Origin of the sequence: Pseudoalteromonas sp. S1608 (genome assembly GCF_005887265.1) — a bacterium.
Taxonomy (GTDB): domain Bacteria; phylum Pseudomonadota; class Gammaproteobacteria; order Enterobacterales; family Alteromonadaceae; genus Pseudoalteromonas; species Pseudoalteromonas undina.
In genome coordinates this window covers 50,462-65,227 of record NZ_PNDK01000017.1, presented here as the reverse complement: position 1 = coordinate 65,227, position 14,766 = coordinate 50,462, and the positions used below count along the sequence as shown (strand labels likewise).

The 14,766-nt window shown below is 41.2% G+C and carries 8 protein-coding genes; 2 read left to right on the top strand and 6 right to left on the bottom strand.

Annotation, left to right across the window (positions count from 1 at the left end):
- Positions 1-10: 10 nt before the first annotated feature.
- Both CWB75_RS08365 and CWB75_RS08360 read right to left on the bottom strand, forming a co-directional pair.
- The gene (locus tag CWB75_RS08365; RefSeq protein ID WP_109874178.1) at positions 11-1,735 is read right to left on the bottom strand and encodes a sodium:solute symporter family protein; all 1,725 of its coding nucleotides are present in this window, start codon (positions 1,733-1,735) and stop codon (positions 11-13) included.
- 10 nt (positions 1,736-1,745) lie between these two features.
- Complete coding sequence (locus tag CWB75_RS08360) at positions 1,746-2,009, bottom strand: DUF4212 domain-containing protein (RefSeq protein WP_008464847.1); 264 nt, start codon at positions 2,007-2,009, stop codon at positions 1,746-1,748.
- A gap of 449 nt (positions 2,010-2,458) precedes the next feature.
- On the opposite strand from CWB75_RS08360, the gene CWB75_RS08355 reads away from it, so the two are divergent.
- Entirely contained in the window at positions 2,459-5,899 is a 3,441-nt protein-coding gene (locus CWB75_RS08355; protein WP_138570394.1) for a hybrid sensor histidine kinase/response regulator, read from the top strand.
- Between the two features lie 42 nt (positions 5,900-5,941).
- On the opposite strand, the gene CWB75_RS08350 is transcribed toward CWB75_RS08355, so the two are convergent.
- The 3 genes from CWB75_RS08350 to CWB75_RS08340 form a co-directional block, all read right to left on the bottom strand.
- Positions 5,942-8,545, bottom strand: a complete 2,604-nt coding sequence (locus CWB75_RS08350) for a DUF2339 domain-containing protein (protein ID WP_138570393.1) — start codon at positions 8,543-8,545, stop codon at positions 5,942-5,944.
- A gap of 76 nt (positions 8,546-8,621) precedes the next feature.
- A complete protein-coding gene (locus CWB75_RS08345) occupies positions 8,622-9,521 on the bottom strand; it encodes a GGDEF domain-containing protein (RefSeq protein ID WP_138570410.1) in 900 nt (299 codons plus the stop codon).
- A 64-nt stretch (positions 9,522-9,585) separates the two neighbouring features.
- Complete coding sequence (locus tag CWB75_RS08340) at positions 9,586-10,170, bottom strand: YqaA family protein (RefSeq protein ID WP_010387603.1); 585 nt, start codon at positions 10,168-10,170, stop codon at positions 9,586-9,588.
- A gap of 145 nt (positions 10,171-10,315) precedes the next feature.
- Between CWB75_RS08340 and CWB75_RS08335 the strand changes: the two genes are divergently transcribed.
- Positions 10,316-11,548 (top strand): TMEM143 family protein, encoded by a 1,233-nt coding sequence (locus CWB75_RS08335; RefSeq protein ID WP_138570392.1) that lies wholly within the window; start codon positions 10,316-10,318, stop codon positions 11,546-11,548.
- Between the two features lie 73 nt (positions 11,549-11,621).
- On the opposite strand, the gene CWB75_RS08330 is transcribed toward CWB75_RS08335, so the two are convergent.
- Positions 11,622-14,759, bottom strand: a complete 3,138-nt coding sequence (locus CWB75_RS08330; protein ID WP_138570391.1) for an efflux RND transporter permease subunit — start codon at positions 14,757-14,759, stop codon at positions 11,622-11,624.
- Positions 14,760-14,766 lie beyond the last annotated feature (7 nt).

The window sequence follows — 14,766 nt, the reverse complement described above, 5'->3', positions numbered from 1 at the left end:
GATATATGGATTAGTGAGCATGCGCTTCACTAGACCCTTTAGGATTACGAATACCTTCAACCATTTCTTGAATTTCAACTGGTGTCGGTTGAGTCATTTTCATAACACCTGCAGCTACTGCAAAGTTAATGATCATACCTACTAAACCAATCCCTTCAGGTGAAATACCTAAGAACCAATTTTCTGGGCTATTAAGCTCTGGGCTCACAAACTTGAAGTAGATGATGTATGCAGCAGTAAAGGTGATACCCGTTACCATGCCTGCAATTGCACCATGTTTATTCATTGATTTAGAGAAAATACCCATAATAATTGCAGGGAAGAAGCTCGCCGCCGCTAAGCCGAAGGCAAAGGCAACAACCGAGGCCACAAATCCTGGCGGGTTAATCCCAAAGTAGGCGGATATTACAATAGCAATCATCGCTGCCAACCTCGCTGCAAGTAACTCTTGCTTGTCGGTTATATCCGGTTTGAGTGTCCGTTTTAGTAAATCGTGCGATACTGAGGTTGAAATAACCAATAGTAAGCCCGCTGTAGTCGATAGCGCCGCGGCAATACCACCTGCTGCAACGAGTGCAATAACCCAGGCTGGTAAGTCGGCTATTTCAGGATTCGCTAGTACCATAATATCGCGGTCAACATTTACTTCGTTTGCGCTATTAGGGTCAGTGATTTTACCTGATGTGTAGAACATTTTGCCGTCACCATTTTTATCATTAAAGGTGATTAGGCCTGTGCGTTCCCAGTTTTTGATCCAAGCTGGTGCCTCTGCATACGCTGTACCACTTCCGTCTTTACCATTAATTGTATCAATCATGTTTACACGGGCAAACGAAGCTACTGCAGGTGCTGTTGTGTAAACAATAGCAATAAACACCAGTGTCCACGCTGCTGAAATACGTGTGTCTTTAACGCGAGGTACAGTGAAAAAGCGAACAATTACGTGTGGTAAACCAGCAGTACCCACCATAAGAGCACCTGTAATTGCAAATACATCAATCATGCTCTTTGAGCCTTCAGTGTATTGGCCAAATCCAAGCTCGGTACTTAAACCATCGAGCTTATCAAGTACATACATACCTGAGCCATCACTTAGCGTGGCACCAAAGCCTGTTTGTGGAAAAAAGTGACCTGTTGCCATCATAGAGATGAAAATAGCCGGTACTAAATAAGCAAATACCAGTACACAATACTGCGCAACTTGCGTGTAAGTAATACCTTTCATGCCACCAAGTACGGCATAGAAGAAAACAATGATCATACCGATATAAACACCGGTTTCAATTTCAACTTCTAAGAAACGAGAGAACACTACACCAACACCACGCATTTGACCCGCAATGTAAGTAAAACAAATAAAGATGGCACATAAAATAGCCACTAAACGCGCTGTACGTGAGTAGTAACGGTCACCGATAAAATCTGGCACGGTAAACTTGCCGAATTTACGTAAGTAAGGCGCTAAACACATAGCCAGTAGTACATAACCACCAGTCCACCCCATTAAGTAAACACTACCGTCGTAACCCGCAAACGAGATAATACCCGCCATTGAAATGAACGACGCAGCACTCATCCAATCCGCAGCAGTTGCCATACCATTGGCTAGTGGAGGTACACCGCCACCAGCAACGTAGAATTCATTTGTTGACCCAGCACGAGCCCAAATTGCAATACCGATATAAAGCGCAAAGCTTAAACCGACAATTATAAATGTGAGTATTTGAACATCCATTGACTAGCTCCTATTCGTCTACGCCATATTTTTTATCTAACGTATTCATTTTGAAAACGTACACAAAAATCAAAGCCACAAAGGTATAAATCGCGCCTTGCTGGGCGAACCAGAAGCCAAGTTTAAACCCAAAAAAACGTACTTCATTAAGTACATCAACCAGTAATATGCCAAAGCCAAAAGAGACCACAAACCATACTGCTAATAATTTAAACAGTAATGAAATGTTTTCTGCCCAATAAGCTTTTGCTTGTTCTTCATTTTTAAAAGCCATTTTTATTTTCCCCTTTAAACATCACGATTGTGATGGGTGGTTTTTTATATTCGTTTACCAATTTAGCAATGCAATTCAAATATTGAATTGCGACAATAGTCGTAACAACATATTAACGTTTTCGTAAACTGCGCATGATCAATTAATAAACAACTCATGAACCACTTAAATTTCAGTAGCTTAATAGATTTTTATTGCTCAAGTTTTTAGCCAAATTAAAACAAACCGTGGGAATAAGACATTAGTCTAACTAAATAGACAAAAACAAATTAACCCTTAAATATCATAGCTTTATTTTATTTATAGATAACATAAACAAAATGTATACCCCCTACTTTATTTGCAGCTAGGTATTGTTAATAAGCAAACTCCAACTGGCGCTCGCATCTTGAAATAGTTTGGGTATAGTTATGACAAATTATAAAAACACTCTACGAGGTTAAATAAACATGACAGCTGTACTACTCATTGTTGCCTTTGGCTACATAGGCGTGCTGTTTTGGCTGGCAAATTGGGGTGATAAGACCACCCCACTTGCCAAGCGTATTAGTCATCACCCATTTGTGTATTCATTTGCATTGGGAATTTATTGTACTTCGTGGACTTACTATGGCTCGGTAGGTACCGCTGCTACTAGTAGTTGGAGCTTTTTGCCTATTTTATTAGGACCCGCCTTACTGTTTTTTTTCGGCCAAGGCTTTTTACGTAAACTGGTATTGGTGAGTAAAAAACAAAATATCACCACTATTGCCGACTTTATTTCAGCGCGTTACGGCAAACGCCAAACCACTGCAATTATGGTGACCATTATTGCCTTATTGGCCACTATTCCTTACATCGCATTGCAATTAAAAGCGCTTAGTTCCAGCTTTTTACTTTTGCAAAATAGTAATCAAATATCTGGGGATATTTTGGCGTTATCAGCCACTTTAATGATGGCACTATTTGCTATATTTTTTGGCACGCGCAAAGTTGATGTAACCGAGTACCGCTCAGGCTTAATGCTTGCTGTGGCGTTTGAGTCGCTAATAAAGCTGTTTGCTCTGGCTGCTGTAGCAGGGCTTGCAATATATAGCTTATTTAATTTACCCGCAGAAAGTTCTGGCCAAGTCGCCGAGTCAATTTGGCTGCATTGGGCGCAGTTTGACTTTTTTAGCTTTAACTTTGTAGGTCAGTCGCTGATGGCGGCGGCCGCTATTATTTGTTTGCCACGGCAATTTCATGTCACCGTGGTTGATAACCAAGATAAGCGCCATTTATTTACTGCTCGCTGGGCTTTTCCATTGTACTTGTTATTGACCGCTGCAATGATTTTACCTATAGCCACCGCTGCTATTCATCCAGAAATTGGTCGTAGTTTATCACCTGACAGCTTTGTACTGGCACTGCCTATGCTGCACGATAACGCTTTTTTAACCACCTTTGTGTTTATAGGTGGGCTTTCTGCTGCCACAGCCATGATTGTTGTTGCAACGCTTACGCTAAGCACCATGATCTCCAACGACGTGGTGCTCCCCTTAATGTTGCGTCGTAAATTTAAACGTAATTTAATCACCAGCAGCTATAAATCCCGCATTTTATTGGTGCGCCGCTTTACCATTGCTGGGGTGCTTATTTTAGCCTACTTCTATCAGCAATGGTTTGGTAGTGGCAGTGCGCTGGCCAGTATGGGGTTAGTGGCTTTCTCATTGGTGTCGCAATTATTGCCTGCTATTGTGGGTGGGTTATATTGGCGAAAAGGCCATGCTTATGGTGTTTATGCCGGGCTACTCGCAGGGGTCATTTGTTGGGTGCTATTTTTGATGCTACCTATTTTAGAAGCCCCTAACCCACTAGACAGTGAGCTACAGCAAACGCTTATAACTAGAGGCACCTTAATCGCGTTGTTTGCTAATATTGGCTGTTACATTAGCTTTTCCTTGGGAGCTGAAGAGCGCTTAATTGATAAAATTCAAGCAGCGGCATTTGTTAATCCTAAAGATCAGGCCATTTTATCTCGTCGCTTAAATAAAAACGTAAAAGCCACGGTATACGACTTTAAAATTTTACTGCAAACCTTTTTAGGCATTCAGCGTAGCCAACAAATTTTATCGCATTACGCACTTCATCATGATTTAAACGACAACAACGCACACCCTCGCGCTGATTTTATTGCCTACTGCGAACGCGCACTAACTGGTGTATTGGGTGCTTCCTCTGCGCAAGCACTTATTCATACCGTATCGTCTGGGAAACGCATGGCGTTTGAAGAAGTGGTAAACTTTTTTGATGAAACCACACAGGCACTGCAGTTTAATCAAAACTTATTATTTACTTCACTAGAAAACTTAAGCCACGGACTCTCTGTGGTAGATAAAGATCTCAACCTCGTTGCTTGGAATAAGCGCTACAGCGAAATGTTTAATTACCCTGAAGGTTTTTTACAAGTTGGCCAGCCCATTGAAGAAATAATCCGTTATAACGCAGAGCGCGGTGAATGCGGCCCCGGTGAAATTGATCGCCATGTTGATAAGCGTGTTCAGCATTTAAAAAATGGCAGTTCACATCACTTTATTCGCCATCGTCGTAATGGCCAAGTTTACGAAATGATAGGCAACCCATTGCCTGATGGGGGGTTTGTAACAAGCTTTTCTGATATTACCAATCATATTAGTACGCAAAATGCGCTCGAAGAAATCAATATGGACTTAGAAAACCGTATTGAAGCGCGTACCCAAGAGGTGCAAACCATTAATAGTAACCTGCAAGCACAAATCGATAGTCGCGTACAAACAGAGCAAGCACTTACTTTAGCCAAACGCGAAGCAGAACAGGCGAATGATAGTAAAACCCGCTTTTTAGCACTGGCTAGCCATGATATTTTACAGCCGCTCAATGCGGCACGATTATATCTCGCCGCCATTGATGAAACTCAGTTAGATAGCACCAATAAAAATAACTTTAATAAGCTAGGTGATAGCCTCGATTCCACCGTGCATTTAATGTCGGCTTTATTAGAAATTGCCAAGCTAGAGCAAGGGGCGATGACCCCAAATCCTCGTCACTTTTGCATTGATGATATTTTAGATCCCCTTAAAAGCGAATATGCGATTTTATCGAGCGATAAAGGGCTTTCATTTAAAGTGCGTTCAAATAAACAAATAGTACACAGCGACATTACTTACTTGCGTCGAATACTACAAAACTTGCTGTCTAATGCGATTAAATACACCGAAAATGGCCGTGTATTAATTGCTTGTAGAAACAGAAAACACAGTTTACGGATTGAAGTATGGGATACCGGCCCTGGCATTAGCGATATTGAACAAGCAAAAATATTTAACGACTTTTACCGAATTGAAGCGGGCGATAATAAAGGCGTTGGCTTAGGTTTAGGGGTGGTTAAACGTATGGCTGATTTATTGAGCCTGCCGATTGATGTGGTTTCATTACCTAATAAAGGCAGCCGATTTAGCATTGAAGTGCCTTATGGTGATGCGCAATTAGTACAGCAAAAACAAAGCAGTCAAAATATAGTCGACAACCGCGCCGCGATAAATATTATTGCCGTTGACGACGATCCTGAAAACCTTGCCGCCATGGCCAGCCTACTGAAGCGCTGGCAGGCAAATTACACCCTATTCGATAAAGTAGACGCGGTGTTAACTTATGCAAAAGAACAGAGAGCACCTGATGTTATTTTAATGGACTATCAATTAGGTAATGATTGGGATGGGATTACTTTAATTAAAGCGCTACGCGAGATTTGGCAAAGCGATATTCCGGCTATTTTAATTACCGCTGTGCGTGACACCGAGCTAAAACAAACCACCAAAGCCGAAAATATTCATTACCTGAGTAAGCCAGTAAAACCAGGCAAACTTAAAGCACTGCTGAATCACAGTACTTGACGATTAATAAGAGTTTAAGCCCAGTAAGTACTGGGCTTAAACTTAACTATGACTGCGCTTTCTGAGTTTTTGGAACAACCAACTTAGCCCTACCAGCGACAGCCCTAAACCAATGAAGGACAATGCTTTTAGAAGTCCCGTTAAGTTTGCCATATCAATTAAAAATACCTTAACAATTACAGCGCCAAGAATACCAAGACCAACATTTTGCAGTAACCGTTGCTGTTTTAAATGCCCGGCTATCACCACCAGTGCGCCGAGTAACAACCAAATAACCGAATAGCTATATAGTTCGGCGTCACTGGTTGCTTTATCAAGATAAATGAAGCCACCTTGCCAATATTGGCGGATCAAGGTATTGATAGCTAACAGGGCTAATAAACCAGACACTCCGAGTGTAATTTGACTCAATTTAGCATTTAACGATTTAACTAAACTCGCTAACCATAACGCCAGTAGGCTCGGTACCAACCAAATTAAAATCACCCAGTTAAATATTGGCGTTTCACCAACATAAAGACGCATTAATAACGGATTATTATCCAGCGTTGTATTGATTAATAACAAGCCAGCTAACGCTGATAAAATCAAACCTGCAGTGCGGTATAACTTACCCAGCTGCCCAGCACTTTGCGCGCGATATAAATAAACGCAGCCTAAAGCAAGCAAGTTACAACTGAGCAAAACTTGCTCATAAAAACTTAAAGAAAACAGCTGAGGGTAGTGCCCTACCAGTTGATAACTGGTCTCGGTTGTCACAAATAACGCTAAACAATGCAGTGCTGCTCCTTCAAGCCATATTTTTAGTTTTGAAGTATTAAAACATTTAGCCGCTGCAAAAAATAACCCTATACACAGCGGGTAAACAACTAAGCTCCAATGCAAACCAAATATGCTTAGTTCATCATAACTAGGCGTCCACGGCGATAAGGTAAGGCGTAAAAGTAATGCTGCCACAAGGGCTTTTATTGGCCAGTGTGGCATAGCCACATTGTATTTTTTTATCAGTAAGCTCAGCAGTAATACTTGAACAGCCAGTGCAATGGTAAGGCCGCTATCACTCAGTAACATTGTAATTGCTAAGGTGATATTGGCGTTTGCCCCCACCCAATAACTAAAACGCTGCCATAAAGTTGTATTATTTTGTGTAAATTTAATTAACACCGCACTCATTAAACATAGCAATACCGCCCAAAGTGGATAAGCGGTTGCTAAAGCCGTATTTGGGATCAGCGCATACAAAGTGCCCACCAATACAAACACGCTTAATGAAGCAAGCAAATGAAAAGCTAATCGTTTTGGGTATTTATTACCAAAATAGAGTCCATAGCCACTTAACCCAAGAGCAAGTAATAAGCCTAGCCCGTATTCGTTTTTAAAAATGAATAACGCGTCATCAAAGGCATAAGTTTGTTTAGCGCAGACCACTAGTAACAGCGCAACCACTAAAGAGACCCCCTGCCATACATCCCAACGACTATTTTTTAACACTAAAAATAGTAACAAAGCGATGCTTAATAACGCTACGATTTGCCATTGTAAATTAAACACACTCAACAGCATGGCAATCATTAAAGGAGCAATAAATGCCAGTAACAAACCGTGGTCTGGAAATAAATTAACTAACCGTTTAAAGCTGTGCGGGCGTACTTCAAGGGTGTTAAAGCCCAAGCCTAAGCGTGCAATAGCGATTAATCCTAAAATACTTAACAACGCAAAAGCGCCTATTAACCACACTGTGTCGTAGTTAAATAGAGTGAGTCCAACCAAGTACCAGCCAATATGCCCTACCCATAGTAAATACCACAACCACACTCGCTGTACTTTATGTGCCACAACTGCTGCGGCAACACTCACAAGGGCAACATAAATAAGCAAAGAAAATAACTGCCCACTGCCCGTATTTACCCAAACAGGGACACTGTAAGCGCCTATAATGCCTATTACAGCAAGTAAAGGGCCTAGCTTTATTGCCATTGCACTAGCACACACAGCAATAACTGCTAAGCCAATAAATGCCCACTCAGCACTTAGCATGCTAAAGCTGTTATAGGCCAAAAACATTAAGGCAAAACAAGTCATAAAGCCGCCACTGGCAAGGGCTGCAGGAATGTAATTATTAAAGCCTTCAAAAACGATACGTTTATAATGTAAATAATACGCAGCTGCAATTAAGCCAATGCCAAATAATCCACCGGCACTGAGTCTCATTGCAGGTGAAAGTAGCCCCGCCTCTAAACTGTATTTTGCTAAAAACACGCCACCTAAAGCCAAAGCAATAGCACCAATCCAGGTCATCCAATTTTTCTCGAAGCCTGCACGTAATTGTTTAAAAAGCAGTTCAATACTCGATGGTTTTTTAGTTATCGTTTTACGAGGTGGTGGAGGTTTAATGCTCGCTGGTTTATTAACAGCAGCAGGAATATCTGAGCGGTTTAGAGGTATTGCGTTATCTACTTGAGGGTCAGCGGAGGATTTTTCATTTTTTGCTGCATTTGAGCTTAACTCGAACTGTAATAGTTTTAGTTTTAATACTGCAACCTCTTGTTTAAGGGTGTTCAATTGCACTAAGGCCACTAATCCACAAATAGCCCCTGCAACAATCGCAATAGATACAATAATTGCTAATCCGATTAACTCATCCATACAGTCCCTTTTTTATCTCGCAACACAAGTCCCCAAAAACAGCATGAGCGAAATCTATTTTATAAAATTACTATGTTTAAGCAACCTCAAGGCGATCACGGCCTGTTTTTTTGGCTCGGTATAATGCCTGATCTGCACGTTTCATTACATTGTCAAAGGTCTGTTCGCTACTTCGGTGCGCAATACCTATACTAACCGTTAAAGAGCGTTGGTTTTGTACTGTAACAGTTCGAGCAGCCTCTAGAATAGTCTGCGCAAAGTTAAGCACTTCATCAAGCTCATAACTAGGCAGGTAAGCGGCGAACTCCTCACCGCCTATGCGAGCAAAAATATTTTCATTTTTAAAAAGATGGTTCACTTTATTTGCGAACTGTTTAAGCACCCGATCGCCCACATCATGGCCAAAATCGTCATTAATACGTTTGAAATGATCAATATCTATAATTAAAACAGTGTAAGGATTATTAACAACCTCCTTCACATGCTGATAAAAACAGCGTCGGTTATACACTTTAGTTAAATCATCTATGATAAATTCTTGCGCCAACCGAGTGTGCATTCGCTGCATAAAGTGCATAGTTTTAAATAAACCATAAGCGGTAATTAACATGCCCAATGTGCGACATAAATCTTCAATGTAGTTGCTCACCCAATAAGGTTGGCGTGTTACTTCATCAAGCACATCGGCAGTAGAGCCTACAATCCATAACATTAAACCGATACTGACATACACGTAGGCTTTTTTAGCTAACTGTGAGCATTGCACCACAAAGAAAATAGTAAAAATGACCACTAAGTTAATAAAGTCAGTGGTAAAGCCGTAGAGATTTTGCTTGAAATCCAATAAAGGAAAGCGCATTAACGAAAAAATTGAAAAGCCAATAATAAACGCCAGCGTAGCTAAAATTAACAGTTTGTTTAATCTGGTAATTTTTACAAAACGGCTGAGCTTGAGGCTCACTTTTTCCGGATTCATCATAGGCTGTATTTAAACTTATTATTGTTGCTAAAAACTATACCATAAACTAAAACTGATTAATTTAAATTAATGTGCTAACACCCCAGCCAATCGCAACTAAAATAGTTAACCCAATCATGGTCTTAGTTTTGTGCTTGCTGATAATACGCTCAGCTTGATTGCCCGCATAATACACCACGATTGCCAAGCCGAAATAACGTATAGAGCGAGCAATAGCGCTTGCTAATAAAAACAGCGCCAGCGAATACTTAGTTGCGCCAGCGGCCAGCATCGCAATTTGAAACGGAATAGGAACGATACCTAGGCTTAACACAAACCAAAATCCTTGTGCCTGCATTTTTTGTTTTACGTTTTCAAACTGCTCAGGGCTTGAGAATGTGTTGATAACCCAATCGCCAATAATATCAAATAAGTAATAGCCTAAAGCATAGCCAAATAACGCACCTACAATACAGCCAAGTGTTGCCATAAGGGCAATTTGCCAAAGCTTTTCTCGCCTTGCTTGCATAAGTGGTACCAGCACTGCCTCAAGTGGAATGGGAACTATGGTGGATTCTAAAAATGAGGCGATAGTAATCCCACCCAGCATATTTTTAGACTCAATAAACTGACGTGTTTTTTGCTTGAGCTTTTTTTGTATAGCCATAAACGTCCTGTTAGCAATTAGGTAAGTGATTAAATCATCTCATAATTAGGTTAATGCTACCTGAAGAAATACAGTCAACATAGTAATCAGTAAAAGACTGCTTTATTATCTTTATATACCATTATACTTTTAAAATTTTAACAATATGCAAACTGCTCGCTACATTCCTTTTAGAAAACACGACATCATTACAATGTGCGCCAAAGAGCTTACCAAAGACCAACAAACTTCTTTTAAGCAGCTTTATGAACTTTTAGCCAGCTTAATTCACTTTCAGTACCATGGCACACTTGAGTCATTAAAAAACAATTACGCGCCTTTTGACCCAAATAGCGATACTCGTTTAATAAACAGCGTGACTGATGAGCAAAAAGCTCTGTGCCAACGCGATTTTGCTAAAGATTTCGCCAACGTATTAAATGCGGCTAATTTTGAAGTGATCACCCATCAAGACTTACAAGATGCATTAAACGAAGAATCGCTTTTTAAAGTTCGCCTTGAGGTAGAGTTTGAGGATTTTGAAGAAGTGGTTTTTTATCGCAGAGGCGAATCGCAACTAACCGAAACCATAACCAGCTTTTGGGGGTTACGTAAAAAGCCACTGCATTTTACCAACTACGATCGCGTAGCAGTATTTATCCGTTTTAAAGATAAAGCCTATTTTGAATCAAAAAATAAACTACCTATGGGGTTTGAGCCCAGCTCAACCATAGTAAAACTATTTCAAAATGTGCCAAAAGCTGACTTAGAAATGCTATTCCCTAATAGCGAAGTACGGATGCGTCCTATTGATAAAGTGATTATTGGCTCGTCAGCACTTATTGGCGGTGCGGTGGTGTTAGTTACCAAACTGGGCGCCTCATTACTTTTATTGTTTGCTTTGTTTACATTTTGGGGAGGGTTTAGTGATAAAGCCGTTACCATGACTCAGCAGCACTTTATTACTTTAGCCATTGGTATTGGCGTATTTGGCAGTTTTGTATTTAAAGAGTGGAGTAAATTTAAAAACCGTAAAATTAAATTTATGAAAGCGCTGAGCGATAATCTGTACTTTAAAAACCTAGATAACAACGCCGGTGTTTTTCATACACTAATAGACGCCGCCGAAGAAGAAGACATTAAAGAAGCCCTACTCGCTTATTCATTTTTACTAAAATCTAAAAATGGCTTAAGTGCTCACGCACTTGATGAGCAGATAGAGACGTGGTTTAAAAGCAAGTATCAATGCGAGCTAGATTTTGAAATTAGCGACGCGCTTGAAAAGCTTGAACGTATGCATTTAGTAACTTGCACAAACACCCTATATAATGCGGTAAATCTAGAGCGCGCAAAAGCCATATTAGATGAGCGCTGGGATAGCCTATTTCAATATAACTAAGCAACTCCTTACTTAACAAAAAAGCAGCTGACACTTCAGCTGCTTTTTACGTTATTACCTAATTGGTAATTAGCTAAGCTGTTTGCTGCTTTTTAAATTTTGCATGCACTAATTTATAAAGTGCTGGTAAAATTAACAATGTGAGCAAAGTGGATGACATAATTCCACCTACCACCACGGTTGCCAAAGGCCGTTGTATTTCAGCGCCAGTACCGGTATTTAGCGCCATAGGTATAAAGCCTAAACTTGCCACAAGCGCGGTCATTAGCACTGGGCGTAATCGCTGCAATGCCCCGCTGTGTATTGCATAATATAAGCTTAACCCCTCATTTCGTAATTGCTTAATGAACGACAACATCACTACACCGTTTAATACCGCAACTCCACTTAGCGCAATAAACCCCACACCCGCTGAAATAGAAAGCGGCATATCTCGTAGCAATAATGCCAATACCCCACCGGTCAGTGCCAGTGGTACACCACTGAATATAATGAGTGAATCACGCAGCGATCCAAAAGCACTATAAAGTAAGCCAAAAATAAGCAATAAAGTCACAGGCACTACCAACGACAAACGCTTACTCGCCGATTGTAATTGCTCAAACGTACCGCCGTATTCAAGCCAATAACCGCTGGGTAGGTTAAGTTGTGCGTTCATAGTCGCTTGGGCATCTCTTACAAAGCTGGCTAAATCGCGTCCTGTTACATTCGCTGTTACTACCACATTGCGCTTGCCGCTTTCGCGATTTATTTGATTAGGGCCTTTTTCAATACTAATTGTAGCCACTTCTCCAAGCGGTACAAATGCAAGCTCAGGGTTACTACTTTTAGGTAACGCAATAGGTAAACGCGCAAGCACAGAGATATCATCAGACCAACGCTTATCTAAGCGTACTAATAACGAAAAGCGCTTATCACCCTCATAAATTAGCCCTGTTTGCACCCCACCAACAGCAGCGGCAAGGGTTTGTTGAATGTCGTTTACGGTTAATCCTAATAGCGCCATATGATCTCGCATTGGGGTAACAGACAGTGTAGGCAAGCCCTCCATTTGCTCTAAACGAACATCAGTAGCACCGGTAATATTTCGCATTAAACCAGTGGCTTTTTCGCCAAACTGTTTAAGTGTGGCTAAATCGTCACCGTAAATACGCAGCGCTACATCGGCACGCACACCGGCAATTAACTCGTTAAAGCGCATTTCTATAGGCTGGGTAAATTCATAGTTATTACCCGGTACCTCATTCACACGATGACGAATTTGCTGCACTAACGCGTCTTTACTTAGTGACGGATCTGGCCATTGCTCACGCGGCTTTAACATTAAAAAAGTGTCGGCAACATTAGGTGGCATAGGATCGCTGGCTACATCCGCGGTGCCAATCTTTGAAAATACGTTTGCAATTTCAGGTTGCTCTAATAAAGCCTGCTCCAACTGCTTTTGCATTTGCACCGATTGTTCAATACCGGTGCCAGTAATACGCAGCGCATGCATTGCAATGTCACCTTCATCTAGCTGCGGTAAGAATTCGGCGCCCATATTTTTAACTTTAAAGCCAAGCACTAATACCAAAACAGTAGCAATACTCACCATCAGCCACGGTAATTTAAGCGATAAGTTAAGCAGTGGCTTGTAGATTTTTTTAACGCCACGCATTACTGCGTTTTCGCTTTCATCTACTTTACCACGCACAAATACGGCAATAGCCGCCGGCACAAAGGTGACAGCAAAAATAAGTGCACCTATTAACGCGGCAACCACGGTAAACGCCATAGGCTGAAACATTTTGCCCTCAACACCACTGAGCGCAAATAGCGGTAAATACACCAACATAATAATTAAAATACCAAATACTGCGGGGCTAAACACTTCTTTGGTGGCTGAAGTTACAACCTCTAAACGCTCACTGAGCGTAAGTAAGCGACCATGTTTATGTTGAGCCATCCCTAATTGACGAAGGCAGTTTTCAACCACAATCACCGCGCCATCAACAATTAATCCAAAATCGATTGCACCTAAGCTCATTAAGTTACCCGAGACTCGATTGCCCACCATGCCTGTAATAGCAAATAGCATACTGAGCGGAATAACCATGGCGGTAATAAGCGCACCAGTGATATTCCCAAGCAATAACAACAGAATGACGATGACCAATACCGCACCTTCAAACAGGTTTTTTTGTACTGTGGCGATGGTTTTATCAACCAGATTGGTGCGGTCATAAACAGGCTCAATAATAACCCCTGCAGGTAAACTTTTTTGTACTTGTATAAGCTTATCAGCCATGGCTTTGGCAACCACACGGCTATTTTCACCAATTAGCATCATCGCCGTGCCTAATACGGTTTCCTCGCCATTATAAGTAGCCGCGCCAGTTCTGAGTTCTTTTCCTAAGTATACATTTGCCACGTCTTTAATTCGTACAGGAGCATCATCACGCTTAGCAATAACGGTGTTTGCTATATCCGCTAATGTTTTTAATTGCCCAGGGGAGCGCACTAAATATTGGCCGTCAAAGCGCTCTATATAACCGGCTCCGCGATTGCTGTTATTAAGCTCAAGTGCACTAATAACATCGTTGATTGTTAGCTTATAAGCGATGAGCTTTTCTGGTATGGGCGCAACTTGGTACTGGCGCTCAAAGCCACCTTGGCTATTTATTTCGGTTACGCCTTTTACTTTTAAAAGCTGCGGACGAATAACCCAGTCTTGTAAAGTACGTAAATCTTCGGCGCTGTAAGGCATACCATCACTTTTTAACGCATCGGGTTTTGCATGCACGCTATAGGTAAATATTTCACCTAAACCACTGGCAATAGGTCCAAGGTTTGGCTCAACATTATTAGGTAAATCGGCGCGAATACTTTGAATACGCTCACCAATTTGTTGACGCGCCCAATAAATATCGGTGCCTTCATCAAAAATAATGGTTACTTGAGAAAGCCCATAGCGAGAAAGCGAACGGGTATAATCAAGCTTAGGAATACCCGCCATCGCTGTTTCGACTAAGTAAGTGATACGCTGCTCAACTTCAAGCGGCGTAAAACCAGGCGCTTTAGAGTTAATTTGCACTTGTACATTGGTAATATCGGGTACAGCATCTACCGCTAAGTTTTGGATGTTATACACACCAAACCCAGCAAATAAAAATGTTAGTGCCAGTACCATCATGCGGCGTTTAACCGCAAAAGAAACAATCCAGTTAATCATGGTACCT